Raw genomic sequence first — 26,719 nt, 5'->3', positions numbered from 1 at the left:
GGGGGACCCAGCGATGAAGCTTCAGGAAATGATCGGACTTGCCGTTTTTGATGTTGAGGACGGGAAGCAGGTCGGTAAAATCCAGGATTTCATTGTGAATGATGATTGGGAGATTGAAGGCATTGAACTTGAGAATAAGGGCCTGTTTACCAATCATGTCAAAATGGTGCAATGGGAAGATATCGTTGCCTATGGCGAAGATGCCGTCATGATCCGTAATCAACAGGCTGTCCGCAAGACGGGGGCCGACGACATAAAATACACATACCTCCTTGGTCGTTCTAAATTGAAGGAGATGTCCGTGCTCACCGAAGAAGGTTTGCTGCTTGGACGTGTCTCTGATGTTTATTTTGACCAAGAGTTGGGAAATACAATAATAGGGATTGAAATTACGGACGGTTTTGTGTCCGATCTGATCGAGGGCCGTAAATGGCTGCCATGTACAAGTGATATGTCAATCGGAGAAAGTGCCATTATGGTACCGCCACTGAGTGAACAGCGCTTGGAAAATGCCATTCATTCTGTTAATGGATAGGTGAATGAATATGAAATGTCCAAATTGTAGTTCGAAAGATATCGGAAAAATTGGCTCCCATCAGTTTTATTGCTGGGGATGCTTTATTGAGTTAACGGTAAACGGTGAGAAAATGTCTGTGTATCAGGTGGAAGAGGACGGCACTTTAAGCTCTCTGGATGATTTGTTCTTCGGAGAAGAGTTGCCACAAGACTTCCCACATATTCACGCTTCTTCTTAATACGCGGTTTAACTTCCTCTATATGCGGTTTCATGACAATACATGTCATTTAATGATGTCGCAATCTGGCGACAGAAGGATATAGATGTAGTTACATAGTGGTCAGGAAGCATATGGTTGATTATATGAGGCAATGATTCATAAAATTCGCTTTCCTCTTTATTTAGAGGAGAGCGTTTTTTTGTTATGCAATGATGAACACAGAACATATTCTTATTCCCTTCCTCTTCTCATTTACCACATCTGCACGGAGTTAATAAAAATTCCCTCTCCTACATATACTGACTTTCAGAGCCAGTCCATATACTGAACTGTAGAGGCAGTCCAAAGGGGAGAATCGAAGTGGAGCAACTAACCAAAAATAAAATGTTTCGTTACGCGATCTGGCTCTTGCTCGGATTAATCATTCTATATTTTATCTGGCTGTTACGGCCGTTATTATTACATATCTATGGATTTTTGAAAACGGTACTGGCCCCATTCATCGTTGCACTGATCATATCTTATGTGCTTAATCCGATTGTGAGCATGCTTGGTGGACGCAAAGTTCCGCGTTCCATTGCGGTTCTGTTAATCTATGCTTTTTTTCTGACCTGCATTGGAGTCATCTTAATGAATGTCATCCCTGTGCTGATTGAACAGCTGGAAGAGTTAAATGAACATATGCCGGAATTGTCCATGCGGGCGCAAAACCTGATGAACAATATGGATCACAAATTAATGCCGCCAAGCATACGCACAGGCATGAACAGCTGGTTTTTTCAGATGGAAGACCGACTTACGCAAGGAATCACCGTGCTAATGGACAATATCGGAGCGACGATTAATGTGCTGTTTAACGTATTTATTGTGCCGTTTCTGATTTTTTATATGTTAAAAGATTTTGATGTATTTGAACGCACAGTAGTGGCTTATCTGCCTCGTTCTCGCCGTAAAGCCATTGTTTCCGTGATGAAAGAGATCGACACCGCACTCGGCAATTATATCCGGGGACAATTTATCGTCTGTGTGATTGTGGGGATCTTTGCCTATATCGGATATATCGTGATCGATATGCCTTATGCTCTGCTTCTGGCAAGTATTGTGGCGGTATTCAACATCGTGCCGTATCTGGGTCCTTTTCTGGGGGCGGCACCTGCGGTCGTGATGGCTTCAACGGTTTCTTTCAAAATGGTACTACTGGTCATCGCGGTGAACACACTCTGCCAAGTGCTAGAGAGCAATGTAGTTTCCCCACAGGTAGTTGGACGAACGCTACACTTGCATCCACTCTCCATTATCTTTGCGCTTCTGGTCGGTGGAGAACTGGCGGGGATCGTCGGTCTGATTTTGGCAGTACCGGTCTTTGCCGTGTTGAAGGTTATCGTGCAACACTTCTTCGCCTATTACATCAAGCGGAGAACCGAGTGATCAAATGGGCCGAGTGAGACAGGAAATCATCTGGAATCGCCTCAGAAGGCGCGTTGACACTGGGTAACTCTATCGATATAATGAGGGTGTATGTTTACTAAATTAAAATCGATGATGAAATGAAGTATGCCGAGGGTTCCTTTCCTCAGAGAATAGACTTCTTCGAATTCAGACATGTTCTGAGTTCGCTGGCTGGGAGAGTCTTGAAAGTTGAAGCGGCAGAAAGCTGATTTCGGAGTGCAGGACAACCCTGCCGGGCGCGACCGTTACTCGCATGAACGAGGCGATTGTTCGTTTTATCCTTCCAATGACGGGAGTTGAATCCTTTCAATAAGGGAAGAAGAACAATAACCAGGGTGGTACCGCGATAACATCGTCCCTGATCATTCAGGGGCGTTTTTTGTGTTTATTTTTACAGATGTGTTACCTGGAAAACGTACAAACAATCTGTTAACCAACCGGGGCGATCTCGCTGCGGAACTTATAATTTGATGGGGGCAACCAGTATGAAAGCTAGTGAAATCCGATCCAAATGGATCCAGTTTTTTGCAAGTAAAGGTCACAAAATTGAACCAAGCGCGTCGCTTGTACCACACAACGATCCTTCCCTGTTGTGGATTAACGCAGGTATGGCACCGCTGAAACCTTACTTTGACGGACGGGAGAAACCGGAGAACCCACGTCTTGCAAACTCACAAAAATGTATCCGTACCAACGATATCGAGAATGTCGGCAAAACGCGTCGTCACCATACGTTCTTTGAAATGCTCGGTAACTTCTCCATCGGTGATTACTTCAAGGAAGAAACAGTGACTTGGGCTTGGGAGTTCTTAACGAGCAAAGAGTGGATCGGATTCGATCCGGAACGTTTGTCTGTTACCGTATACCCGGAAGATGAAGAAGCCTTCAAGCTGTGGAATGAAAAAATTGGATTGCCAGCTGAACGCATCATCAAGTTAGACGAAAACTTTTGGGATATCGGCGAAGGCCCATGTGGACCTTGTACTGAAATCTTCTATGACCGTGGGGAAGCTTACGGTAACGATATGAACGATCCTGAAATGTACCCAGGTGGAGAGAACGAGCGTTATCTGGAAGTGTGGAACCTTGTATTCTCGCAATTTAACCATAACAAAGACGGTAGCTATACACCGCTACCGAACAAAAATATTGATACAGGTGCGGGTCTGGAGCGTTTTGCTTCCATTCTGCAAAATGTAGATTCCAACTTTGACACCGATCTGTTCCAACCGATGATTCAGAAAACGGCTGCACTGGCAGGCGTTAAATATAATGATAGCGTTGAGATTGATGTTGCGCTCAAAGTCATTGCCGATCATATCCGTACCGTGGCATTTGCTGTAGGTGATGGCGTATTGCCAAGCAATGAAGGCCGCGGATATGTCATTCGCCGTTTGCTGCGTCGTGCTGTTCGTTACGGTAAAGTATTGGGCCTGGATCGTCCGTTCCTGTATGAGCTGACAACGACTGTTGGTGAAGTGATGGGCATGTACTATCCTGAAGTGGTAGAGAAGCAAGAATTTATTGCCAAAGTGATCAAAACCGAGGAAGAACGTTTCCACGAAACGTTGTCAGACGGACTTTCCATTCTGGCAGATATCAGTGCTGCAGCCAAAGCTGAAGGACGTACAGTGATTAGCGGACCAGAAGCATTCAAACTATACGATACGTACGGATTCCCGTTTGACCTGACTGAGGATTATGCGTCTGAACATGGTCTGACCGTAGATCGTGAGGGCTTCGATGCATCCATGCAGGAGCAACGTGATCGTGCGCGTGCAGGGCGTCAAGAGAACGAAAGCATGAAGATTCAAGGTGGACCGCTGGCTGACCTGGAGGTTAAAAGCGAGTTTGTTGGATATACTGACCTTTTGACGGAAGCAAAAGTGGTAGCTATTGTTACCGGAGATGTTCTTGCAGACTCTGTAGGAGAAGGACAGACTGCTCAGGTTATTCTGGATCAAACTCCATTTTATGCAGAAAGCGGCGGTCAAGTCAGTGACCAAGGCCTGCTTCGCAGTGGAAGTGCTGTAGCAAAGGTTCAAGGTCTGTTCAAAGCTCCGCAAGGGCAGCATGTGCATGTGGTGACGATTGAGTCCGGTGAGCTTCGTGTGGGTGATGTTATTCAAGCAGAAGTGGATGCAACCAAACGCGGCGATATCATTAAAAACCATACGGCAACACACTTGCTGCACAAAGCATTGAAAGATGTGCTCGGCACGCATGTTAATCAGGCTGGCTCCTTGGTGGAACCACAGCGTCTACGTTTTGACTTCTCTCACTTCGGCAGTATTACACCGGAAGAGTTGACTGAAATTGAACGTCAAGTGAATGAACAGATCTGGAATCGTCTGAACGTAAACATTGAGCTGAAAGGCATCGATGAAGCGAAGGAAATGGGAGCAATGGCTCTTTTCGGCGAAAAATACGGAGATATCGTGCGCGTCGTGCAAATTGGAGATTACAGTTTGGAACTTTGTGGCGGCTGTCACGTAAATAATACTTCAGAGATTGGAATTTTCAAACTGGTCAGCGAAAGTGGAATCGGCTCCGGTGTACGCCGGATTGAAGCTGTGACAGGCCGTGGTGCATATTTGTATGTGGAAAGCCAGCTGGAACTGCTCAAACAGTCCGCAAACCTTCTTAAGGCGAATGTAGCGGATGTGCCGAAGCGGATTGAAGGTCTGAATCAACAACTGAAAGAAGCTGCGAGAGAGACTGAATCGCTGCAAAGCAAACTCAGCGCGATGGAAGCAGGCCAGTTGACGGATCAAGTGGTACAAGCAGGCAATACCCAATTGCTGGCCGCTCGTGTAGATGCACCGAATATGGATGCACTTCGTACCGTCGCGGATGAGCTGAAAGTAAAACTGCCAGATGCTGTTCTTGTACTCGGTGCGCCGGCGGATGGCAAAGTGAATTTTGTAGTCGCAGTACCTGCTGAGCAGGTGAAACAAGGTCTGCATGCCGGTAAGATTGTGAAGGAAGTTGCTGCAGTATGCGGCGGCGGCGGCGGTGGACGTCCGGATATGGCTCAGGCCGGAGGCAAGGACGCAAGTAAGCTGGATGAAGCATTGAAACTGGCGATTTCCATCGTCAGCCAGTAAAGGACAAGCAAAAAACACAATTGCCTTATCCTTTGTGTACTTGTGGCAGTCAGAATATGTTATTATATAAACAGAAATCAATTCGGCAGGACATGGTCCCCATGTTCATGCAGGAGCGAGGTGTCATCAATGGACTCCATGGATAAGACGGTTAAATTTAATGTGAAAGGTGACGAACAGGAGGCATCTTCACAAGAGATTCTTCTCACGGTATATGACGCGCTGGTCGATAAAGAGTATAATCCCATTAACCAGATCGTTGGATATCTGATATCCGGCGACCCCGCGTATATTCCGCGTCACAACAACGCACGCAGTCTGGTCCGGAAAAAGGAGCGCGACGAGCTGATTGAAGAGCTTGTTCGTTCTTACCTGGCCAATCACCGGTAATATACGCCACTTCCGTTTGTCTGCAGCCTTGTAGGCAAACGGATAATGAACCGACAGAAGACAGACTGAAGTCTGCACAGACGAATGCATATCGTTCTGAACAGGCTCAGGATGGGAGAGCATGATGAAAAAATTAGGTTTGGACTATGGGGACCGCAGAATCGGAGTTGCTGTCAGTGACGCCTTCGGTTGGACTGCCCAGGGATTGGAAGTGCTTGAACGCCGCCGGGATGAAGGTGAGTTCACACGGATTGCTGAGTTGGTGCGTGAGCACGAGATCAGTGAAATCGTGGTTGGACTTCCCAAAAACATGAACGGCACCGTAGGACCGCGCGGTGAAATATGTATTGCTTTTGCCGAACGTCTGCGTGGCGAACTGAATTTACCTGTTCACCTTTGGGATGAACGGCTGACAACGATGGCAGCAGAACGTACGCTGATTGAAGCGGATGTCAGTCGCAAAAAACGCAAACAGGTCGTGGACAAAATGGCCGCTAGCCTGATTTTGCAAAATTATTTGGATGCCAATAGTACAAGGTGAGGGGGATCAACAATGGCTGAAGATCAACTGGGTATGGAAGAAGAAGCTGAGATCATTTACATTGCAGATGATGAGGGTAACGAAGAGGAATTCGAAGTCATCATGAAATTCGAAGTGGACGGTTCGGAGGCCAAGTATATGATGGTTGCTCCGGTTGAACCTGAAGATGGCGAGACGGATGTGTATGCATTCCGTTATGAAGAAGACGGCGATGATATCAAACTTTTTGTGATCCAAGATGATGCCGAGTGGGATATCGTCGAGGAGACCTTTAATACATTTCTTGCTGAAGATGAAGAGGAAGCGAACTAAATGACGGAATATAATCGCAAGGACCTGAAATGGACAGATTCGCTGCGTCTGGCATTCGGTGCTCATGTGGAGCTCGAGGAAGAGAACGGTAAATCACATCCGTATGAACTGCTCGCTGAGTTTGAGGTACATGGGCAGCAATACGCGGTGCTCCGCAGTTCATTGCGTCCGTATGACGAGGTTGAACTGTTACGGGTTGTTCCGGGCAGCGAAGACCAGATCATGCCGGAGTTAGTTACGATTGATGATGACGATGAGTGGGAGAGCATTTCAGAGCTATATGATGAATGTACACTCCCGATTGACGAAGATTAATCAGCTTCAAATTGAAAAAACCGGAAGGGCGGAGAAGTCCGCTCTTTTTGGTTGTGTAAAGGAGTTGTGTCTCTGTTGAAAGGCAAAGTCATAGGTATTCTGCTTCTAATACTATTAATTCTGGCCGGAGGAGCTGGTGGGTATGTATGGAGCATGATGCGTCCGGTACAAGCTTCTTCCGAGCCTGTTGTATTTGAAATCAAGAGCGGATCGGGCATTTCCAAAATTGCGGACCAACTGCAGCAAGAAGGATTGATTCGAAACAGTCTCGTTTTCAAAGGTTATTTAAAGTGGAATAAGCTGGGTAGTAATTTTATGGCTGGAAAATACGCCATGAATCCAGGTGTAACATACGATGAGATTATTCATAAACTGAGTAGCGGCGAGGTTGTACCCGAAGAAATGGTGAAGTTTACGATCCCGGAAGGGTATACCGTCTTGCAGACGGCAGGTAAGCTCGCTTACGAACATGTTGTTGATCGGGATGAATTCATCAAGCTGGCCAACGATCCCTCGGCCTTTGATGTGGATATCATCAAGGGAATTCCTGTGGATGAAGAACTTCGCTACGCATTGGAAGGTTATCTTTTCCCGGAAACGTACGAGTTGAAAAAGGGAAGTTCCACCCACGATGTTATGCAGAGAATGCTGGAAGAATTCGAGACCAAAATCAATTCCATACCGGATCTGGAAGCGAAGCTTCAGGAAAAGAAACTCTCCTTGCATGAATTGCTGACGATTGCGTCACTTGTGGAGAAGGAAGTTGTGGTGGATAAGGAACGTGCTCTGGTTGCAGGTGTAATCTACAATCGGATTAATAAGGATATGAAGTTGGAAATTGATGCAACTGTGCAGTATTTGCTCGATAGACCGAAGGAGCGACTGTTTTTCAAAGACCTGAAGGTACAGAGTCCGTACAATACTTACTTAAACAAGGGTCTACCACCTGGCCCGATTGCCAGTCCGAGTCTTGCTTCCATCAAGGCAGCGTTGAATCCGGAAGCTTCGGAATATTTGTTTTATGTGACGAAAAAGGATGGAACTTCAGGGCATCTGTTTGCCAAGACATACAAGGAACATCAGCAAAATATAGCCAAAAGTAAGGCTGCGCAATAAGCGGAGGGGATTAGATGAGTACTAAACATGAACTGCTCGTGACAGCAGCAAATGTAACAGAAGCAGGAGAATTGCTTCAAGCCGGAGCTGACGCTTTATTAATTGGAGATGATCGCTTTGGCATGCGTCTGCCAGGTAACTTTAGCCTGGAAGAAACTGCAGAAGTGGTGGCTATGGCTACCAAACACGAAGCTCGGGTTATTGTTTCTATGAACAACCTGATGTCGAATGAATTATTAAAAGAATTGCCTGACTATGTGCAAGCGTTAGGCCGAATTGGCGTGCACGCGGTCGAGTTCAATGATCCATCTGTACTGGCTGCGATCAAGGAACATGCACCGCATATTCATTTGCATTGGAACGCAGAGATGACGTCTACAAACTATGCAACGGCCAATTACTGGGGAACCAAGGGGGCCAGCCGCGTTGTCCTTGCCCGTGAGTTGAACATGGACGAAATCACGGAGATGGTTCCATTTTTAAAAGTGGAGGCGCAGGTGCAGGTTCATGGCATGACCAATATTTATCACTCCAAGCGCAGCCTGGTTCAGAGTTACATGGCTCATCAAGGACGTCCAGTGGAAGGGCATCTCGGCAAGGAACGCGGATTGTTCCTGATTGAAGCCGAGCGACGGGATGAGAAGTTTCCGATCTATGAGGACATCAATGGAACGCATATTATGAGTTCAGAGGACATCTGCATTCTGGAAGATCTTCATCTGATGATGGAAGCAGGTGTGCACAGTTTCAAGGTAGAGGGGAATTTGAAATCTCTTGCTTACAATGAAGCGGTTGTCCGTGCTTACCGTAAAGCGATAGATCTTTATGAGGTAGACGCAGAGGCTTATGCATATGACGAAGAATGGTTACGTGAGGTCCGTGAACTGCAGGACCCTGAGCGGGAATTGTCATTTGGGTTTTTCTATAAAGAACAAGTGTATTAATAGACGAGGTGAACAAGATGGAAACAGTGGCGGTCAAACGGAAGTTTTCCGGTAAACGTAACCGTCTGGATAAACCGGAGCTCTTGGCTCCAGCGGGAAATCTGGAAAAATTAAAATTTGCGATTCACTATGGGGCTGACGCCGTATATATCGGTGGACAGGCTTATGGACTTCGTTCGAATGCGGATAACTTCAGTTTTGAAGAAATGCGTGAAGGAGTAGAATTCGCGAAAAAGTATGGAGCTAAAGTATTCGTAGCAACGAATATCTATGCCCATAACGAAGATGTGGCTGGCATTGAAGCATATTTGCAGAACCTGTATGATGCAGGTATTTCTGCAGTTATTGTTGCCGATCCGGCCATCATTGAAGTAGCTTTGCGTGCGGTACCGGGTCTGGAAGTGCATCTTAGCACACAACAGTCCACATTGAACTGGCAAGCCGTGAAGTTCTGGAAGGACGAAGGACTGCCGCGGGTTGTGCTTGGCCGTGAGACAAGCTTTGAAGAGATTGAAGAGATCAAGGCGAATGTGGATATCGAGATTGAGGCCTTCATTCACGGAGCGATGTGTTCTTCCTATTCGGGCCGTTGTGTATTGTCCAATCACTTTACAGACCGCGACTCCAACCGTGGAGGCTGCTGTCAGTCTTGCCGCTGGAAGTATGATCTGTTCGAGGATGCGAGAGAGGATACCGTCTGGGTAAGTGAAGAGGAAATGCAGATGAAGGCTCCTGCACCGTTTAAACTGGGAGATAATCAATTACCTTTGTTCCAAGAACAGGATAATTCCTTCTCCATGGGCTCGAAAGACCTGTGCATGATCGGTCATATCCCGGAATTGATTGATGTCGGTGTGGACAGCTTCAAAATCGAAGGACGGATGAAGTCGATTCACTACGTTGCGACTGTTGTGAACGTATATCGTCAGGCCATTGATGCTTACATGGCTGATCCTGAAAATTATGTGTTGAAACCGGAGTGGGTGGAAGAAATGAATAAAGCGGCGAATCGTCCGCTGAATACCGGTTTCTTCTACGACACCCCTGATCATGAAGATCATATCTATGAGCCGGAAGAGAAAGCAGTGCCTTACGACTTTGCTGGTCTGGTTATGGGTTATGATGAAGAAACAGGCATGGCGACCATTCAGCAGCGGAATCACTTTAAGCCGGGAAATGAAATCGAGTTCTTCGGCCCTAATGGTACTTTTTTTAAACAAGTGGTAGGAGAAATTCAGGATGAACAAGGCAATGTTCTGGATGCTGCCAGACATCCGTTGCAACTGGTGAAAATGAAAGTAGATCAGCCAGTTTCTTATTTTGATATGATGCGGAAAAAGAAGTAGGCTTATATTCCTAGTTTGAAACAAAATAATGTTAACGAATCGCAAATTTGTGTTATAAATTACAGGAATGGACCTCCGTATATCGGTATATGGGGGTCTTTTTTTTATAGAAAAATAGGAAAAAAGTTGTAATATATTTCTGAGGGATTGGAGGGAAAGCAGGAAAGCTGTCGAATACTACATATTTATAGGGGAGAGATTGAAAAATCTAACAAGAAAATTACTGGCAGGTGATTGGGATGGTACAAAAGAAGGATAAAGACAGTGGGGAACACAGCACACAACCCGAGCAGGCTAAGCCTGATAAGACACAGAATGTTAAGAAAGTTAAACCGGTCAAAATCAAAAAAGAAGGGATACATAAGAAAACTTTTAAATTTGATCGTAGTAAGATCCGATTTGATTGGATCAAAGTGGATTGGTTGAAAAAACAACTGAAGAATCGTGATTGGAAAGGGCTTGGAGGCAATTCATTCAAACAGATTAGAAAAGTGAATCCGGTCAAATCTGTAGGGGTTAAACTATTCTTAATCTTTTTTGCAGCCATTATGATTGTTGTTATTAGTTTGGGTCTATTATCCTATTCCAAGGCTAAAAATACGATCGAGGCTAACGCATCCAGAGCAAATCAGGAGACGATTGATCAAACCAAGCAGAAGCTGGATATCATTTTGGAGCGTTTTGTGGATACGTCTACACAGATCTTCTTTGATCCAGAGATGCAGTCTTTGCTTCAGAAAATGTCAGATCCGAATCTGACGGCATATGATACGTTCGTCAATTCAAGTTCAATTAATAAACAGTTATCCAATGTAGCTTTTACAAACAAATCCATGGAAGCGATTTATTTGGTGCCAACAGATGAATCTAAATCCGTTATGGGAACTGGGAACAGCAGTTCAACGATGGGAAGCATTCGTCAGGAATCATGGTACACGGACCTTGTAGCACAGGGTGGATACCGCTGGCTCCCGACACAAGAGAAGACCGATGGCACAACACAGACTTTCAGAATTGCACGTTCGATGAAGAACCTGCAAGGTACAACACAGTCTTATGTACTGATTATTGAGTTGAAACTGGATGTGCTCGAGGAGCAACTGAAATCACTGGATCTGGGGGCAGGCTCGGTCATTCAATTGATTGCTCCGGATAACAAAGTCGTTGCTTCGTCTATGGCGGGACGTGCAGGAAAAGAAACGGAGCTTGCCTTTGTGAAAGATTTGAAAGAGCCTGCAGGAAGTACAAATACCGAATATGATATCGATGGCAAATCGACGAATATGCTGGCTGTATACAGTACGCTGGATTCATCAGCGTGGAAGATGGTCGGTATGGTTCCCACTTCGATGCTGGTTAAGGATGCCAAAGGCATTTTGACGATGACCTTGTGGATGGCGCTTGCATTTGCAGCTCTTGCTGTGGTAATCGGTGTATGGATGGTTCGTATGATTGCTCGTCCGCTCAGCGGATTGAAAGATTTGATGCAAGAGGGTGCAAAAGGAAATCTGAAAGTACGCACTCCGTATAGTTCCCAAGATGAGATTGGACAGCTTTCCGCTGCATTTAATACGATGATGGAACAAATTACGAAGCTGGTCGAGCAGACCAATCGTTCTGCACAGGAAGTATTGGATACAGCTACAGAACTGAGCAATGCTTCGAAGAAAACAGCTGTATCTGCTTCTGAAATTGCTGTAGCAACTGAAGAAATTGCTGGTGGTGCAGGCAGTCTGGCAACGGAAGCGGAACGAGGCAATGAGTTGACGGATAATATCTCTCGTCAGATGGAAAGTGTGATTGCAGCCAATGAAGAGATGGGCAGTTCTGCCCGTCATGTGGAGAAATCCAGTCAAACAGGAACACAGCATCTGAATCAGTTGATGACCAAAACGCAGAAGACCGAAGAAATGATTGGAGCGTTGGTTAACAAAGTTGATTCGTTAAAAGAGAGCACATCCTCTGTATTAAAGGTGCTCGATGTTATGCAAAATATTACGAAGCAAACCAACATTTTATCTCTGAATGCAACGATTGAAGCAGCGCGTGCTGGTGCAGCTGGCCGTGGCTTTATGGTCGTAGCGGATGAAGTGCGTCAACTCGCTGCACAGTCCAGACAGTCCATTGATATGGTTGGGGAAATTACCGACAAAATCATGTCAGAGATGAACGAAACGGTAAAAGCTCTGTCCGATGCATATCCTTTGTTTAAGGAACAGATGGATGCTGTAAAAGATACGAATGTGATCTTTGCTTCTGTACAGGAGCAGATGGGTGCCTTCGTGCAACGTCTGGGTATGGTTACAGGCTCCATTGGAGAGTTGAGCAAATCTCAAGCAACGTTGTCTGAAGCGATGAGCAATGTTAGCGCTGTTGCCGAAGAGTCCTCGGCAACTTCAGAGGAAGTAGCTTCCTTGAGCAGTGAACAGCAAAACATCAGTAATCAACTCGTCAGCCTCTCTGGCAAGCTGGAGAATGTATCAACTGAACTGAAAGAAACACTCTCACGTTTTACGGTGTAATCAGCAGACACAACATGCTACAAATTACAAACGAACCTGCCTTTTCGAGGCAGGTTTTCTTTTGTTTTCCGGATAATTCCAGACAGGGCAGCGCATAATACACGAAAAAGGTGAGGGTGGAACAGGTGTGCAGTTGCAACTGGTGTGGAAACGTCGTATAGCCATAATAAGCGCCGGACTTACTATTCTCTTCGCAGTGTTGGTACTGAGACTGGGCTGGATTCAAATGGTTCAAGTGAACCGAATCATGCCAGGGTTTCAGCGAACCGTGCGGGAGATGTCGGTGCTGCAACGTGAACAGGGTGTGATGCTGGATTCTGGCCGTGGGCAGTTTACGGATGTCCACGGGCGTCCATTAACAGGAAAGTTGCAATGGGGGCTTGTGCTTTATCCATCCAATGGGAAAGTTAAGCATGATCTTAAGCTCAAACAACTTGCCTCCTTCCTTCATACAGACGTGAATCAGCTAAATAGGGAATGGCATAAAGCGAGAACGCCACATCTTTGGACTGGAGGCGGAGGCGGCTCAGAGCCTGTTTTATTAACGGATGCTCAAGTTGTAAATGTACGGGACCTGCACCTCCAAGGAGCTGATGTGTATCCTGTTATGACGAGGTATTTCCCGAAGGCCAGTGGAAGCCAGTGGCTGGGCTATTTGAACGAACAGCCCAAAGATCATGGGAGATTTCACAGACATCAAGATGAAGTAAAACAGCCTTTTGCCATGAAATCGGGAGCAGCTGGACTGGAAAGGACGCTGGAACCGTTGCTAAGAGGTGTGGGACCTACGTTAATAACTCGTATGGTAACAGGGAATGGGCAGGTCATTCCTGAGATGGGACCGCGCGTGATCGCACCTACGAATTCGCACTATCCATTAGTGGTGGAGACCACTGTTGATGCACGTATACAGCAAGGCATCGAAGAATTAACAGAAGTCACCGGGTTACAGGAAGGCGCCATAGTGGTTCTTGATACTGCAAATGCAGATGTACGCGCAATGGTATCACGTCCCTTTTATCAACCGCAGCATGTCACTCCACAGCACTCCTCCTGGGGGAATCGAGCGATACAAGCGGCTGCACCAGGCTCTATTTTCAAAATCGTAACGGCTGCAGCAGCTTTGGAAAATCAGGTTGTTTCTCGTGGTGAGAAGTTCCACTGCGAAGGAGCTTATGGAAAATATGGACTATCCTGCTGGAAAGAGCATGGACATGGTGAATTGAATTTGGAAAAGGGATTCGCGGAGTCATGTAACATTGTGTTTGCTGAGACTGCACGTAGACTGCACATGGAGCAATTGGAACAAACCGCTGATCGTCTGGGGCTTGCACGTTCTGTCGGCTGGCAGGCACAACATATCGCGGGGATGCCGGTATTAAAACATTTTGATCATGAAGAAGCCGGGCGTATTCGGACAGAAGCCGTGAAGTCTGCAGACGAAGGAGCCAAAATTCAGACAGCCATTGGGCAGCGGGATGTTCTGGTGACTCCGCTACAAGCAGCAAACCTGATCGTGACATTGTTGCATGATGGAAAGGTAAATGCCCCCCGGCTTGTGCAACGAATCCGTTACGCGGATGGAGGTACGATGCTGGACATGCCTTTACATGCATCTCCTTCAGCAGCAGGACAGGTTTCTCCGACCACAGCTCATCTGCTGTTAAGCTGGATGAATACCGTAGTACGAGAGGGAACAGGAAAATCCCTGCAACACGCGAGATGGCATGTTGCAGGGAAGTCAGGGACAGCTCAGGTACAACAAAATGGGAAAGCCAAAAACAATCAATGGTTTATAGGATATGGGCCGGTAGAGAAGCCGAGATACGCGGTTGCTGTGTTGGTACAGAATGTCTCTCCAGAAGCCTCACATCAGGCTACAGCTCTGTTTCGCAAAGTTATGGACTATCTGGCAGAGTGCTCGTGATAAGTTCACAGGAAAAGATCACGAGCATGTCTTCTACTGATGTTCTGTTCTCTCTGAAACATCAGGAGCAGGAGAATCAACTACTAATGGTGACGATTCGAATTCGTCAGTGGGCAGATGAATCCATTTTTGCAGATAACCTTGCTGTAGTAGTTCTTTTAACAAGATCAGAAGCACAGGAGATAACACGACACCTGCAAGTCCGAAGACCGACAGGGAAATTAACATAAACGAAAGCATCAAATAAGCAGAGGAAACACCGATGGAATTCCCTGAAATTTTCGGTTCAAGCAGTTGTCTCGTCAGCATGGTCACAGCCAAAACTACAATTAAGCCAATGGCAAGCGTACTATTGCCCACGATAAACAAATAAACAATCCACGGAATAAATATCACTGGAACTCCGAGTAACGGTACCAGGTCAAAAATGGCACAGATCGCTGCGATTGTAAAGGCATTGGAGGTTCCCAGAATCAGCAACCCCGCATATATCAATACAAAAGTAATAAGCATCATGATCAATTGTGCCTTCATATAAGAACGGATCGTTTTGAACACGTGAGTGCGCATAAATTCATTCGCCGTTTTCAGTGTTTTAGGCGTTTTGGCACGAGCAAACTTGCGCCAGGATTCAATCTCAATGCTGAGGAAAAATGCGAGAATGATCGCGATCCCAAAGTTTGTAATGAATGTGGAGAATGAGCTGAGAAAGCCAATAATAAACTGTGCCCCACTGGTTACCCATCGCGACAGGATTCCGGACAACGTAGCAAAATACTCATTTACTTTGTCCAGCATTCCTTCAGGAAGGGCATTGGACTTATCCTGTATGAGCAAGACCAGATTCGTGAACTCACGCTGGATCATCTCAACATACACCGGGAAATTGAGCTGAAGATCGGAAATTTGTGAAATGATAAAAAAGCCTAGACCGAAAAAGGCAGCTACAATGAGCCCGAGAAACAATAACACTGATATGGCAGTTCCGGCTGTTTTGGGCAATCCTTTCCGATGAAGGAATTTGGCTAATGGCTCAATCATCCAAAAGACAATAAATGAAAGAAAAACGGGTGCAGCGATATGATACAATTTACTAAAAGCAAACATGATCACATACACGGTTAACACGAGCAGAGCGATATCAAACACGGTACGCCCGTACTTTTTATAAAGCGGCAACATGGGCATAGACTCCTTTACAGGCAGAAATTAGATTGTATTCATTGTACATGATAGTGGGGATTTGAGGAAACAGCATTTAATAAAAGAACTAACTATGATAAAATTAAAGGTGGTTTATTTTAGAAAGTGCCATATGGCCGTAAATTAGCAGGAGAAGTGGGGAATCGACATCATGACAACGATGCTTCAGAGTATTTTACTGTGGTTATTGTATCTGTCCTCTTTTTATGCTTTTATTCCAAGTTTGATCAGCAGACTGTTCGGATTTCGTGTGTTCAGAAGGGGGAAAAGTGAGACACACTATGCCCTCACATTTGATGATGGGCCTGACCCTTTGTATACACCCCGGTTGCTTGAACTGTTACGCAAGTACAATGTGAAGGCAACTTTTTTTGTCGTGGGAGAACATGCGGCAAGTCATCCGGAGTTAATCAGACGTATGCATGAGGAAGGACACTTAATCGGAATTCATAATTATATTCACAAAACAAACTGGCTGATGCGTCCACGAACGGTTCGGGATCAGATCGATCGAACAGGTCAGATTATTCAAGAGATTACGGGTGAGAAAACCTGTTATTATCGTCCGCCATGGGGCATTATGAACCTGTTTGATTTTTTTAGTAAAAAAGATCGCAAGATCATTTTGTGGTCCGCCATGTTTGAGGACTGGAAATGTAGCGTAGGTACGGAGCAATTGAAAAAACGTATGCTGAACAAATTAAAGGGCGGAGAGGTTATGTTGCTCCATGATCGCGGCACAACCTTAGGAGCAGATGCACACGCGCCAGAGCAGATGCTTGAGGCGCTGGAGGCCTTATTGCAGGAGGCCGAGAGACGTGGTTTGGAAAGTGTTCGTGTGGACACGTTGATGAATGGTAGCTCAATAACCGAATTGTCGTCAGTGGTTGCACGGCAAGAAGTGGAACCCCGCTTGAAGCTGAAGCTGTGGAAACGTACCGTGGTTGCTTTGTGGTTAGGATGGGAAAAGCTGTTTCATTGGGCATACCATCTGCGAGCCGCTTCATCTAAAGATCCGATGCTCCATTTTCGTTCCCGTGTGTACCACGGTGCACGAGTTGAGATGGAACATGGTTATGTGATGCAGAACGGAGATCCGATTATAGAGCTACATTTTGACAATCAAACTTTATTCGAACTTGGTGTTACATCCCGTTCAACGATGCATCTAGCGATTCGTATGATCCGTACGATGGAACAACAACTGCCAGACCTGGCACAGATTGTTGCAGCCGATCCTGAATTACGTTCGGCAAAGGCACTTTATGGCGTGAGCATGATTAACCGTGGTCCTGAGAAATTTGGATTCACTGTGCAAGAGCTGGCACCAGGCCCGTTCAGCTTGGCCTCCAAGTTATATCTGAGGATGTTGCTTAGCGTTATTCATCCGGCAGGGCAAAAGCGCTTGAAACAGCGGACAGATCAATTGGTGCCTAAAATGATTGTGATGCCTGTTGAAGAACTGTTGAAACGTTATGGACAGCAACATCATACGGTCGCTTCAGGTGTAACTGAACAAGCAGAAGACGATTCCTTTGTTATAGAAAATGAGGTTTTAACGGAACAGAATTGATTTCATGGATGAGAACTGAATTCGATGGTGATGTTGTAACGGATTTATACACGAATTTAATTATTCATTTGAATAGCGCAATTTTTCTGAGAAGAGTGTTTGTACGCAATTTCGATGCAAAAAAAGAATGTGCTCTGCCAGTGTGGCAGAGCACATTCTTTTTCGTTGTTTATATGCTTATATCCATGTAAGATGGCAAGATTGCAGCCGAACCTAGAACCTAGATTTTCAGAACGCCACCGTTGCTTGCATTGGTTACAAGTTTGGAGTAGCGAGCCAGCAAGCCGGTTTTGACTTTTGGTTCAAAACCTTTCCAGTTCGCACGACGAGCTTCGAATTCCTCTTCGCTAATTTGCAACTCAATCGTACGGTTGTTCAGGTCGAGTTCAATGATATCTCCTTCTTCAACAAAGGCAATAGGGCCGCCTTCCGCTGCTTCTGGAGAGATATGGCCGATACTGATTCCGCGGGATGCGCCGGAGAATCGTCCATCCGTGATCAGACCGACTTTAGCACCTAGTCCCATACCTACGATCTGGGAAGTTGGCGCAAGCATTTCAGGCATACCTGGACCGCCTTTTGGTCCTTCATAACGAATAACCACGACATGTCCTTCTTTAACTTTCCCGTTAGCGATTCCTTCAAGTGCTTCTTCCTGAGAGTCGAAACAGATCGCAGGGCCTTTGTGGTATCCACCAACCGAAGCATCAACCGCACCAACTTTGATGATTGCACCCTGTGGTGCAAGGTTTCCGAACAATACAGCCAGTCCGCCTTTTTCGGAGTGCGGGTTATCAAGCTTGTGGATTACGTTTGTATCTTGGATTTCCTGGCCTTCCACGTTTTCACGGATGGTTTTACCTGTAACCGTAATACAGTCCGCGTGGATTGCGCCCGGTTTCTTGAGCAATTCATTCAGAACCGCACTTACGCCGCCTGCATTGTGAACATCTTCGATGTGCAGGTCAGAAGCTGGTGCAAGTTTCGCCAGATGCGGAACGCGGTTAGCAACTTCATTAATACGTTCGATCGGATATTCAATGCCAGCTTCGTGAGCCAGAGCCAGTGTATGCAGTACAGTATTGGTAGAACCGCCCATCGCCATATCCAGAGCAAACGCATTGTCGATGGCTTCTACAGTTACGATATCGCGTGGTTTCAGATCCAGTTTGATCAGTTCCATCAACTGTTTCGCCGATTGTTTAACAAACTCACGACGTTCTGGAGCAACAGCCAGAATGGTTCCGTTACCCGGCATAGCCAGTCCCATCGCTTCTGCAAGACAGTTCATGGAGTTCGCGGTGAACATACCGGAGCATGATCCGCAAGTTGGACAACCGAACTGCTCAAGCTCAAGCAAGCTCTTGTCGTCGATTTTACCCGCCTGGAAAGCACCTACGCCTTCGAATACGGAAGTGAGGGAAAGAGCTTTACCGTTGCTGTCACGGCCTGCTTTCATCGGTCCACCGCTTACGAATACGGTAGGGATGTTGCAGCGGAGTGCGCCCATCATCATACCTGGTGTAATTTTGTCACAGTTCGGGATACAAACCATGCCGTCGAACCAGTGAGCAGATACAACCGTTTCTACGGAATCCGCAATGATGTCACGGCTTGGCAAGGAGTAACGCATACCGATGTGTCCCATCGCAATCCCGTCATCAACCCCGATGGTGTTGAATTCGAACGGAACGCCGCCGGCTTCACGAATGGCATCTTTAACAATTTTACCAAACTCCTGCAAGTGAACATGACCAGGTACGATATCGATGTACGAGTTACATACCGCGATAAACGGCTTGCCGAAATCCTCTTCTTTTACGCCCGCTGCACGGAGCAAACTCCGGTGTGGTGCGCGGTCAAACCCCTTTTTGATCATATCGGAACGCATTTTATTGGCTGACATGGTGTATTCCCCCCAAATATATAATATTGAGCAACATGAATGGAAAAATAAATGGCAGTACATCTGTCGTTTAATTTCATCCGTACTCTAAAAATTAAACCCGTGGGCTGGTGTCTGGCTCCCCGTAGTTTGTGAATTTCTTTGCTGCTTTAAACCCGTGAACACCCGGTTTTTCTATAGAGTCTATCACAACCATCGTCATATTTCTACAATCAATAGACATATAGAAAAGAAGCCACATTCCATTAACATGGAGTTTGGCTTCTGAATTAAGTTAAAGCGAGGTTCGCTTTGAATGGTATACGTCTTTTATAAGCTCAGTTAACTACTTCCGCCTTTGCGACCGATTTCGCGATAAAATTCCTTGCTATGGTTTTCGGAAGTAGCTTCGCCGCCCTTACGTCCGATTTCCTTGTAGAAATCTGCATCATGAGCGTCGGAAGTAGCTTCGCCACCTTTTTTACCAATCGTCTGGTAGAAGCTCCGGTCATGGTTTCTTGATGTAGCTTTCCCGCCTAACCTTCCGGCTTCTTCTCTGCTCATCTTGCGTTCTGATGTCTGCCCTTGTGCCATTACAAATCACTCCTTACCATGATAAGTTGTTTTTTGCATCGTGTATGCTGAATTACCACGGTTTTTCCAGCATGAAACAACTTAAATGGAAACGGCTGGATAATAGGAGTGAGTTAAATCTCAAGCAGAACGTTTGAAAACACCATGTCGATGAATTGAAATCCGGGAGATGTCCGGCTCAATGAGTACTTTAAAGGTATGCCGTACAAGCGGGTGAGCCAGAGTAACCGAGAAGAGCACAGCAATACCAAGGATAACCGGGATGAAGAGTGCGCTACCCATATAACTGTAGATCCCTGACCAGATCGCAAGCCGTACAAGAAATCCGTGTAAAAGGAAGACGTACAAAGTACGACGCCCCAGGTCTGTCAGTTTGGAGGTCAAATTCGGAACCCAGGCAAGGAAAAGCGTAGCGGAGATGATCTCCAGCAGGTACACGCCAAGCCGGAAAATTCCAGCATACCACTCCTGATGCCCCAGTTCTGCATAAGTTTTGCTTCCAAACAGCCATCCTTGCGGAATGTTTAAACCGCCATATGCAATATAGACCAGCAGAGCAACAGATAGGATTCCGGCTACTCTACGGCCCCAGCCTGGGAGCAGGCGCGCACGGATGGCTGCACCATAGTCATATCCAATTACGAAGAATGGAAGAAATACAAAGGTGCGGCTGCAACTGAGCCAAAAACCGTCGACAGGCAAGTAACCGGCAATGACTCCCAGTGCGATTGAAGCAATCAACCGATATACAGGTTTCCAAGAGATGGTGAGACGGACAAGTAACCTCCAGCAGAAATGGCTGGCAAGGAACCATAGCAACAGGTACGGTGCAAAGAAGGATAAGCGCATATGTGGTGTATGAAACACGGTCGCATCCATCAATGCATATAACGTTTGGAACAGAAGATATTGTAGTGCAATCTGTTTCAGCACGTTGCGCCCCGAGGCACCCTGGATAGAAGGTTTGGCAAAATATCCGGTCACCCAAACGAACAGTGGCATATGAAACGTATAAATCCACAGAAACAATGCCTCTGCTCCGGCAAAGCGGGTAATGAGTGGTTCCAGTGCATTTCCCGCAAGTACGCACACAATTAACATAAAGCGAAGATTGTAAAAGAAAGATTCCTGATCATGTTGAATCAGTATCTGTTTTCTCATGATGTAGCCCCCTCAAAAACTTCATTGAAATGTTTATCTGCATTCGTTATATACATCTGTACTAAGGTTAATATGGATTCACTTTAATGATTGTGATTTAATTCACATTAGTAAACGTTATCTTTTCTCAAAGATGTGACAACAAAAAGAATGCTTCGGGATTGACAACGGTTGCATACGGGATGACAATGGTAGAAGAAGATGAGGTAGTCAATATTAAGGAGGAAGGCAATATGTCAACGAGTCCCTTTCAAAGCCCTGATATTATTACATTCGGGGAGAGTATGGGGTTGCTGACGGCCAGAGATACGAGAGGGCTTGAATATGCAGCTACACTGGACAAGACGTTCGGAGGTGCCGAAAGCAATCTGGCCATTGGCGTAGCTCGCCTTGGACATACCAGCGGCTGGTTTGGACGGCTTGGCAACGATCCGATCGGTAACATGATTCTAAAAGCTATTCGCGGCGAAGGTGTGGATGTATCCCGGGCCAAATTAAGTGATCATGAACCTACAGGTCTGATGATTCGTGAGAACGCTTCCGGGAAAGCTTCGGTGCATTATTATAGGAAGTTATCCGCGGCCAGTGCGATGACACCGGATGATCTAGATCCGGAATATATTGCCGGGGCCAAGATTTTGCACGTCACAGGTATTACTGCAGCGATTAGCGAATCAGGTCTTTCCACGGTTGAAGCCGCCATACATATTGCCAAGCAGGCAGGGGTGAAAGTGAGCTTCGATCCGAATCTGCGCCTGAAGCTATGGTCAGCAGATAAGGCTCGCCCTGTATTACTACGTTTGGCTGAACAGGCTGACTACTTTTTACCAGGTTTGGATGAGATGAAGCTGTTATATAACGAAGAAAGCGATGAGAAGGTGCTTGAACGCTTAGCTGCCATGGATGCCGTGTGCATTGTTAAGGGTGGGCCTGATTTGACCTACGTACTTGCGGATGGTACCCTAACGGAAGTTCCGTACTTTAAAGCAGATCAGGTTCTTGATACTGTCGGAGCTGGAGACGGATTCTGTGCAGGTTTTTTAGCTGGTCTGTTAAAGGGATACACTCCGCAGGAAGCGACCCGACTTGGTAATTTGAACGGATCAATGGTTATTCAGGCCGTCGGGGATTGGGAAGCACTCCCGACATGGGCACAGGTCGAGGCCAAGTTGAATAATGTTGCTCACGTCGAGCGTTAAGTCGCGTTAAAATCAGGATGACTCATCTTCGTTCTTTAAAAATGTAAAGTTTGTATACACAACCACCACATGAACAAGGGAGAGAATGAAATGAAGAAGCTTCAACTGTTGCAAAAGATGACGGACAATGGTGTGGTGGCGGTTCTGCGCGCAGATTCAGCTGATCAGGTCATTGCTATGGCCGAGCAGGCAATCGCGGGTGGGATCAAGGTTATCGAAATTACGATGACCGTTCCGGGTGCGCTCAAAGCGATCGAAAAATTAAGCCGTGTGTATCATTGGAATACGCAAGATCCGGAGAAATTCGCGATTATTGGCGCAGGAACTGTGCTTGAGGCGCAAACGGCGAGAGCTGCGATTATGTCAGGTGCCGAGTTTGTCGTAGGACCATCTCTTAACCCTGAGACCGTTCAGATGTGTAATTTGTATCGTGTGCCGATCTTGCCGGGTGTCATGACCATTGCTGACGTGCAGCGTGCACTGGAGCTTGGCGTGGATATTATCAAGCTGTTCCCTGGCAACCTGTATGATCCATCCATTATCAAAACGATGAAAGGCCCTATGCCACAGGCGAACTTCATGCCAACAGGCGGTGTATCTTTGTCCAATCTTGGTGAGTGGATCAAAGGTGGGGCAGTAGCTGTCGGGATCGGCTCTGACCTGACGTCGGAAGCTGTGAAGACGGGAGATTTGAGTCATGTCCGCCGCAAAGCGGAACAATATATGGAAGCTTATCGCAAAGCCAAGGCTGAATAATGTTTCAAGATGGAAGGGAGCCTGCGACAAGCGGGCTCCCGCTTCCATAAGCCGCGGTAATTTGCGGAAGTGTAGAAAGGTGAATGATGTTGAGAAATCGTTATAATACGGGGCGCAAGAAGAGGGGCATTGGCAAGTTTCTGCTCGTACTTTTGGCGCTCATTGTTATTGGTTGCGGATATGTTGCATGGAAGTTGCTCACGCCTTACGGCCCACAGGAATCGGCGCAGGCTGCGATGGAAACAGCCGGCGGGGTTACCGTCAGTGAGCAGGAGAATTGGATCGATTTTAAGCCGGATAAACCTAAAGCAAATGGAAAAAGTGTGCTTTTCTATCCTGGCGGATTAGTTAAACCAGAAAGTTATGCTCCTCTTGCTCATGAGCTCGCTGCAGCTGGTCATCATACCATTATTGCTAAGATGCCGGTAAATTTGGCTGTAATCAAACCCGATCTGGCCGATGATATTTTGGCAGCATACCCTGAAGAGCAGTTCGTCATGGGTGGTCACTCGTTAGGTGGCTCCATGGCTGCACGATATGTAGTGGCACATCCAGATGCCCTTCACGGCATTTTTTTCCTGGCGTCCTATCCGGATGAAAAAGGAAGTGTGCAGAAGCTGGATATTCCGGCCTTATCCATTCTCGGCACGAATGATGGAGTTGTGAATATGACCAAGTATCAGGCAGGACGCATGTATTTGCCACCAGATACCGTGTATTACACCGTTGAAGGAGGGAACCACGCTCAGTTTGGTGACTATGGTCATCAGAAGGGTGACGGTGAGCCATCAATTAGTGAAGAGGATCAGTTGAAGCAGACGGTCAAAACGTTGTTATCTTGGTTAGATACCATCAAGTAGTCTAATTTTCAGCGGAGGTGAAGGCGAGTGGCTTTGCTACAGGTGCAGGGAGAGAAGATCCCCTGCAGGGCAATTCTGTTTGACAAAGATGGCACCTTGCTGGATTTTCTTCAATTATGGGGCCCTTGGGCTGAGAGTATGCTCGTGCAAATGCAAGCATGGATGCGAGAACGTGATGCCTCTTTTACGGTGGAACTCGAACATGTGCTGGGTACGGTTCATGATTCGGAAGGTCATCTCAGCGGCTACGATGTGCAAGGGCCGCTCGCCATTGCAACTGTAGATGAATGTAACGGTTGGCTGGCAGGTCAGCTCTATGCTGCGGGTACGCCATGGAATGAAGCTATTACAACGATACGCCAGTTTTCAAGTATAGCGATGAAGTCTGTAAGAGAGCGGAAATCCGCTGAACCCATGCCTGGATTACTGGATTTACTACAACGTTGTAAGGAAGCAGGCATTCAGCTTGCAGTGGTGACTTCCGACAGTACATTAGCGGCTGAGACACATCTGGACTGGATGGGCATCCGTTCCTTTTTCAGTTCGATTGTAGGCTGTGACCGGGTAACGCGCGGCAAACCCGATGGTGAATCATTCCTGCTGGCTTGCCGGGAATTAGCGGTTGAGCCTCATGAGGCTGTAGTCATTGGAGACAGCAACGGTGATATGCAAATGGGCCGCCATGCAGGAGCAACATATACTTTGGGGTACTGTCTTCCATCGGACCAGAGTGCGCATTTGCATGATGCGGACGCCGTCATTCGTCATTATGATGAGTTAGGTATTGTGTTATAGATCCTGCGCTATGTTCGTATGTATAAGGAAATCAAAGGAGGAGAGAGGATGAACGCAACAGAGCAACTGGCTGCCTGGATTCAGGAAAGCTCACGCATTGTTTTTTTCGGAGGAGCCGGAACTTCAACGGAAAGCGGGATTCCCGACTTTCGCTCGGCTGCGGGACTGTACCAGACGGAGCAGCACTCCCCTTATCCTCCAGAGGAACTGTTAAGCCGACATTTTTTTGATCAGCACGCTGATATTTTTTATGACTTTTACCGGGGGAAAATGCTTCATCCCGATGCGGAACCGAATGGTTGTCATCGTTTACTTGCCAGGCTGGAGCAGAAAGGTAAACTTCACGCTGTCATTACGCAAAACATCGATGGTTTGCATCAAAAGGCAGGCAGCAGTCATGTGCTGGAGCTTCATGGTTCGGTTCATCGCAATGCTTGCATGGATTGCAAGCAGTTCTATTCGCTGCATGACATTATGCATTCGAAAGAGGTTGTACCTCGTTGCTCGTCATGCGGAGGTGTGGTCAAGCCAGATGTAGTTTTGTACGAAGAAGAACTGGATCAGGCAACGTTGTATCATGCCATCGACGCCCTGTCTTCAGCAGATTTATTGCTTGTAGGTGGGACCTCGTTGACGGTATATCCAGCAGCTCAATTAATTACGTATTTTCAGGGAAAACACACCGTTCTGCTCAATGCCACACCAACCGCTTACGATCACCGGGCAGACTTGTTGATTACAGAGCCGATTGGCGAGGTAATGAAGGGTGTAGACCAGCTTATTGGTTAACTTAAGGTTGTTAGTGAATCAGCTTATTGGGTAACCAAGGTTGTGAAGTAACTTCTGCCTTATAAAAATGGACTGAATTACTGCATCCTCCGGCTAAGGCTTGGATACAGGATGCGCGAACCTGTGGAAAGAAGGGATTCATGATGGTCTATGTAGCTGCTGAAACACGCTATGAAACGATGAAATATAACCGCGTGGGACGTTCCGGCCTCAAGCTGCCAGCGATTTCACTTGGACTGTGGCATAATTTTGGTGGAATTAACAGTCTAGAGAATGGACGCAACATGATTACACGTGCATTTGATCTCGGCATTACACATTTTGATTTGGCTAACAATTATGGCCCACCTGCAGGTTCAGCAGAGCAACTGTTTGGTCAGGTGCTGGCTCAGGATCTGAAACCGTACCGGGATGAACTGATTATCTCCACCAAAGCCGGATATTATATGTGGCCAGGACCTTATGGTGAGTGGGGTTCTCGCAAATACTTGATATCCAGTCTGAATCAGAGCCTTACACGAATGGGACTGGATTATGTGGATATATTTTATTCACACCGTTATGATCCAGATACGCCGCTGGAAGAAACAATGATGGCACTTGATCATATGGTTCGTTCCGGCAAGGCACTTTATGTTGGTATCTCCAATTATCCTGCAGAGCAAACGAGACAGGCGGCAGAGATCTTGAAAAGCTTAGGTACGCCATTGCTGATTCATCAACCAAGGTATTCCATGCTGGATCGCTGGATTGAGGATGGACTTCAGGATGTGCTGGACGAATACGGAGCAGGTAGTATTGCGTTCTGTCCATTGGAGCAAGGTGTACTTACGAACAAATATTTGAATGGCATTCCAGAAGATTCCCGTGCCAAAGGCCCTTCTGTATTTCTCAATGAAAATAATATCTCTCCCGAGACACTTCGTAAGGTACGTGCTCTGAATCAGATTGCGGCATCCCGTGGTCAGAGTCTTGCCCAGTTTGCACTGGCATGGGTACTGCGCAATGGAAGAGTCACGTCTGCGCTAATTGGCGCAAGCCGTCCGTCTCAGATTGAAGAGAACGTAGCTGCGCTTAGTCAGCTGGAGTTTTCCACGGAGGAACTGGAGCGGATTGAATCCATTTTGAGACCAGAGTCTACGAATAAAAACAAAGATTAGAGCCTGTCCCATATTAGGGTAGTGTTCAGAAATAAATC

23 protein-coding genes and 1 pseudogene are annotated in these 26,719 nt (G+C 46.5%); 20 read left to right on the top strand and 4 right to left on the bottom strand.

Going from position 1 to position 26,719, the window contains the following annotated elements:
* Positions 1 to 13: 13 nt before the first annotated feature.
* From MKY23_RS21810 to MKY23_RS21750, 13 genes are all read left to right on the top strand, one after another.
* Positions 14 to 535: a PRC-barrel domain-containing protein gene (locus MKY23_RS21810; protein ID WP_090915545.1), complete on the top strand. Its 522-nt coding sequence runs from the start codon at positions 14 to 16 to the stop codon at positions 533 to 535.
* Positions 536 to 545: 10 nt separating this feature from the next.
* On the top strand, positions 546 to 755 hold the full coding sequence (locus MKY23_RS21805) for a hypothetical protein (protein ID WP_090915543.1): 210 nt from the start codon (positions 546 to 548) through the stop codon (positions 753 to 755).
* A 342-nt stretch (positions 756 to 1,097) separates the two neighbouring features.
* A complete protein-coding gene (locus MKY23_RS21800; protein ID WP_090915541.1) occupies positions 1,098 to 2,165 on the top strand; it encodes an AI-2E family transporter in 1,068 nt (355 codons plus the stop codon).
* Positions 2,166 to 2,671: 506 nt separating this feature from the next.
* Positions 2,672 to 5,293 (top strand): alanine--tRNA ligase, encoded by a 2,622-nt coding sequence (gene alaS, locus MKY23_RS21795; protein WP_154887527.1) that lies wholly within the window; start codon positions 2,672 to 2,674, stop codon positions 5,291 to 5,293.
* A gap of 129 nt (positions 5,294 to 5,422) precedes the next feature.
* Positions 5,423 to 5,683 (top strand): IreB family regulatory phosphoprotein, encoded by a 261-nt coding sequence (locus MKY23_RS21790; RefSeq protein ID WP_090915537.1) that lies wholly within the window; start codon positions 5,423 to 5,425, stop codon positions 5,681 to 5,683.
* 124 nt (positions 5,684 to 5,807) lie between these two features.
* Positions 5,808 to 6,224 (top strand): Holliday junction resolvase RuvX, encoded by a 417-nt coding sequence (ruvX, locus tag MKY23_RS21785; protein ID WP_186809628.1) that lies wholly within the window; start codon positions 5,808 to 5,810, stop codon positions 6,222 to 6,224.
* 12 nt (positions 6,225 to 6,236) lie between these two features.
* Positions 6,237 to 6,536, top strand: coding sequence for a DUF1292 domain-containing protein (locus tag MKY23_RS21780; RefSeq protein WP_090915532.1), 300 nt, complete (start codon positions 6,237 to 6,239; stop codon positions 6,534 to 6,536).
* The gene (locus MKY23_RS21775) at positions 6,537 to 6,851 is read left to right on the top strand and encodes a DUF1292 domain-containing protein (protein ID WP_090915530.1); all 315 of its coding nucleotides are present in this window, start codon (positions 6,537 to 6,539) and stop codon (positions 6,849 to 6,851) included. It abuts the gene before it with no gap.
* 75 nt (positions 6,852 to 6,926) lie between these two features.
* The gene (gene mltG / locus MKY23_RS21770) at positions 6,927 to 7,967 is read left to right on the top strand and encodes an endolytic transglycosylase MltG (RefSeq protein WP_260510720.1); all 1,041 of its coding nucleotides are present in this window, start codon (positions 6,927 to 6,929) and stop codon (positions 7,965 to 7,967) included.
* A 14-nt stretch (positions 7,968 to 7,981) separates the two neighbouring features.
* On the top strand, positions 7,982 to 8,911 hold the full coding sequence (locus MKY23_RS21765; protein ID WP_339832171.1) for a peptidase U32 family protein: 930 nt from the start codon (positions 7,982 to 7,984) through the stop codon (positions 8,909 to 8,911).
* 17 nt (positions 8,912 to 8,928) lie between these two features.
* Positions 8,929 to 10,257, top strand: coding sequence for a U32 family peptidase (locus MKY23_RS21760; protein ID WP_145332661.1), 1,329 nt, complete (start codon positions 8,929 to 8,931; stop codon positions 10,255 to 10,257).
* Positions 10,258 to 10,496: 239 nt separating this feature from the next.
* Complete coding sequence (locus MKY23_RS21755) at positions 10,497 to 12,779, top strand: methyl-accepting chemotaxis protein (RefSeq protein WP_154983384.1); 2,283 nt, start codon at positions 10,497 to 10,499, stop codon at positions 12,777 to 12,779.
* Between the two features lie 127 nt (positions 12,780 to 12,906).
* Positions 12,907 to 14,706 (top strand): penicillin-binding transpeptidase domain-containing protein, encoded by a 1,800-nt coding sequence (locus tag MKY23_RS21750; protein WP_318283227.1) that lies wholly within the window; start codon positions 12,907 to 12,909, stop codon positions 14,704 to 14,706.
* 33 nt (positions 14,707 to 14,739) lie between these two features.
* Here the strand turns inward: MKY23_RS21750 and MKY23_RS21745 are convergent, their stop codons facing one another.
* On the bottom strand, positions 14,740 to 15,888 hold the full coding sequence (locus tag MKY23_RS21745) for an AI-2E family transporter (protein ID WP_339832166.1): 1,149 nt from the start codon (positions 15,886 to 15,888) through the stop codon (positions 14,740 to 14,742).
* A 172-nt stretch (positions 15,889 to 16,060) separates the two neighbouring features.
* Here MKY23_RS21745 and MKY23_RS21740 point away from each other — a divergent pair, with 172 nt between their 5' ends.
* Positions 16,061 to 17,482 carry a polysaccharide deacetylase family protein gene (locus MKY23_RS21740; RefSeq protein ID WP_336122008.1) on the top strand — a complete coding sequence of 474 codons (1,422 nt, stop codon included), beginning with the start codon at positions 16,061 to 16,063 and terminating at the stop codon, positions 17,480 to 17,482.
* Between the two features lie 220 nt (positions 17,483 to 17,702).
* On the opposite strand, the gene ilvD is transcribed toward MKY23_RS21740, so the two are convergent.
* The 3 genes and pseudogenes from ilvD to MKY23_RS21725 all read right to left on the bottom strand — a co-directional run bounded on the left by ilvD (position 17,703) and on the right by MKY23_RS21725 (position 21,122).
* Positions 17,703 to 19,388: a dihydroxy-acid dehydratase gene (gene ilvD / locus MKY23_RS21735; protein ID WP_339832163.1), complete on the bottom strand. Its 1,686-nt coding sequence runs from the start codon at positions 19,386 to 19,388 to the stop codon at positions 17,703 to 17,705.
* 324 nt (positions 19,389 to 19,712) lie between these two features.
* Positions 19,713 to 19,961: pseudogene (locus MKY23_RS21730) on the bottom strand (general stress protein); the annotation flags it as partial.
* A 120-nt stretch (positions 19,962 to 20,081) separates the two neighbouring features.
* Positions 20,082 to 21,122, bottom strand: a complete 1,041-nt coding sequence (locus tag MKY23_RS21725; RefSeq protein ID WP_090915512.1) for a fucose 4-O-acetylase — start codon at positions 21,120 to 21,122, stop codon at positions 20,082 to 20,084.
* Positions 21,123 to 21,355: 233 nt separating this feature from the next.
* Here MKY23_RS21725 and MKY23_RS21720 point away from each other — a divergent pair, with 233 nt between their 5' ends.
* The 6 genes from MKY23_RS21720 to mgrA all read left to right on the top strand — a co-directional run bounded on the left by MKY23_RS21720 (position 21,356) and on the right by mgrA (position 26,681).
* Complete coding sequence (locus MKY23_RS21720) at positions 21,356 to 22,321, top strand: sugar kinase (protein WP_336122009.1); 966 nt, start codon at positions 21,356 to 21,358, stop codon at positions 22,319 to 22,321.
* Positions 22,322 to 22,411: 90 nt separating this feature from the next.
* On the top strand, positions 22,412 to 23,077 hold the full coding sequence (locus tag MKY23_RS21715) for a bifunctional 2-keto-4-hydroxyglutarate aldolase/2-keto-3-deoxy-6-phosphogluconate aldolase (protein ID WP_090915508.1): 666 nt from the start codon (positions 22,412 to 22,414) through the stop codon (positions 23,075 to 23,077).
* Between the two features lie 83 nt (positions 23,078 to 23,160).
* Complete coding sequence (locus tag MKY23_RS21710) at positions 23,161 to 23,937, top strand: alpha/beta hydrolase (protein ID WP_221787340.1); 777 nt, start codon at positions 23,161 to 23,163, stop codon at positions 23,935 to 23,937.
* 27 nt (positions 23,938 to 23,964) lie between these two features.
* Entirely contained in the window at positions 23,965 to 24,732 is a 768-nt protein-coding gene (locus MKY23_RS21705) for an HAD family hydrolase (protein WP_154983380.1), read from the top strand.
* A 48-nt stretch (positions 24,733 to 24,780) separates the two neighbouring features.
* On the top strand, positions 24,781 to 25,521 hold the full coding sequence (locus MKY23_RS21700; protein ID WP_090915504.1) for an NAD-dependent protein deacylase: 741 nt from the start codon (positions 24,781 to 24,783) through the stop codon (positions 25,519 to 25,521).
* Positions 25,522 to 25,664: 143 nt separating this feature from the next.
* Entirely contained in the window at positions 25,665 to 26,681 is a 1,017-nt protein-coding gene (gene mgrA, locus MKY23_RS21695; RefSeq protein ID WP_090915502.1) for an L-glyceraldehyde 3-phosphate reductase, read from the top strand.
* The last annotated feature ends 38 nt before the right edge of the window (positions 26,682 to 26,719 follow it).

The organism is Paenibacillus sp. FSL R7-0272, from assembly GCF_037969905.1.
Lineage (GTDB): Bacteria > Bacillota > Bacilli > Paenibacillales > Paenibacillaceae > Paenibacillus > Paenibacillus polysaccharolyticus.
The sequence above is the reverse complement of the archived record's forward strand: the minus strand, read 5'-3'. Positions and strand labels throughout refer to the sequence as shown.

Bases quoted from the DNA above. Each gene is read 5' to 3' on its own strand.
- MKY23_RS21775 (WP_090915530.1), top strand. From the start codon at position 6,537: ATGACGGAATATAATCGCAAGGACCTGAAATGGACAGATTCGCTGCGT.
- MKY23_RS21715 (WP_090915508.1), top strand. From the start codon at position 22,412: ATGAAGAAGCTTCAACTGTTGCAAAAGATGACGGACAATGGTGTGGTG.
- alaS (WP_154887527.1), top strand. From the start codon at position 2,672: ATGAAAGCTAGTGAAATCCGATCCAAATGGATCCAGTTTTTTGCAAGT.
- MKY23_RS21745 (WP_339832166.1), bottom strand. From the start codon at position 15,888: ATGTTGCCGCTTTATAAAAAGTACGGGCGTACCGTGTTTGATATCGCT.
- MKY23_RS21740 (WP_336122008.1), top strand. From the start codon at position 16,061: ATGACAACGATGCTTCAGAGTATTTTACTGTGGTTATTGTATCTGTCC.
- MKY23_RS21700 (WP_090915504.1), top strand. From the start codon at position 24,781: ATGAACGCAACAGAGCAACTGGCTGCCTGGATTCAGGAAAGCTCACGC.
- ilvD (WP_339832163.1), bottom strand. From the start codon at position 19,388: ATGTCAGCCAATAAAATGCGTTCCGATATGATCAAAAAGGGGTTTGAC.
- MKY23_RS21780 (WP_090915532.1), top strand. From the start codon at position 6,237: ATGGCTGAAGATCAACTGGGTATGGAAGAAGAAGCTGAGATCATTTAC.
- mgrA (WP_090915502.1), top strand. From the start codon at position 25,665: ATGGTCTATGTAGCTGCTGAAACACGCTATGAAACGATGAAATATAAC.
- MKY23_RS21720 (WP_336122009.1), top strand. From the start codon at position 21,356: ATGTCAACGAGTCCCTTTCAAAGCCCTGATATTATTACATTCGGGGAG.
- MKY23_RS21755 (WP_154983384.1), top strand. From the start codon at position 10,497: ATGGTACAAAAGAAGGATAAAGACAGTGGGGAACACAGCACACAACCC.
- MKY23_RS21790 (WP_090915537.1), top strand. From the start codon at position 5,423: ATGGACTCCATGGATAAGACGGTTAAATTTAATGTGAAAGGTGACGAA.
- MKY23_RS21810 (WP_090915545.1), top strand. From the start codon at position 14: ATGAAGCTTCAGGAAATGATCGGACTTGCCGTTTTTGATGTTGAGGAC.
- MKY23_RS21725 (WP_090915512.1), bottom strand. From the start codon at position 21,122: ATGAGAAAACAGATACTGATTCAACATGATCAGGAATCTTTCTTTTAC.
- MKY23_RS21760 (WP_145332661.1), top strand. From the start codon at position 8,929: ATGGAAACAGTGGCGGTCAAACGGAAGTTTTCCGGTAAACGTAACCGT.
- MKY23_RS21805 (WP_090915543.1), top strand. From the start codon at position 546: ATGAAATGTCCAAATTGTAGTTCGAAAGATATCGGAAAAATTGGCTCC.
- MKY23_RS21765 (WP_339832171.1), top strand. From the start codon at position 7,982: ATGAGTACTAAACATGAACTGCTCGTGACAGCAGCAAATGTAACAGAA.
- ruvX (WP_186809628.1), top strand. From the start codon at position 5,808: ATGAAAAAATTAGGTTTGGACTATGGGGACCGCAGAATCGGAGTTGCT.
- MKY23_RS21710 (WP_221787340.1), top strand. From the start codon at position 23,161: ATGATGTTGAGAAATCGTTATAATACGGGGCGCAAGAAGAGGGGCATT.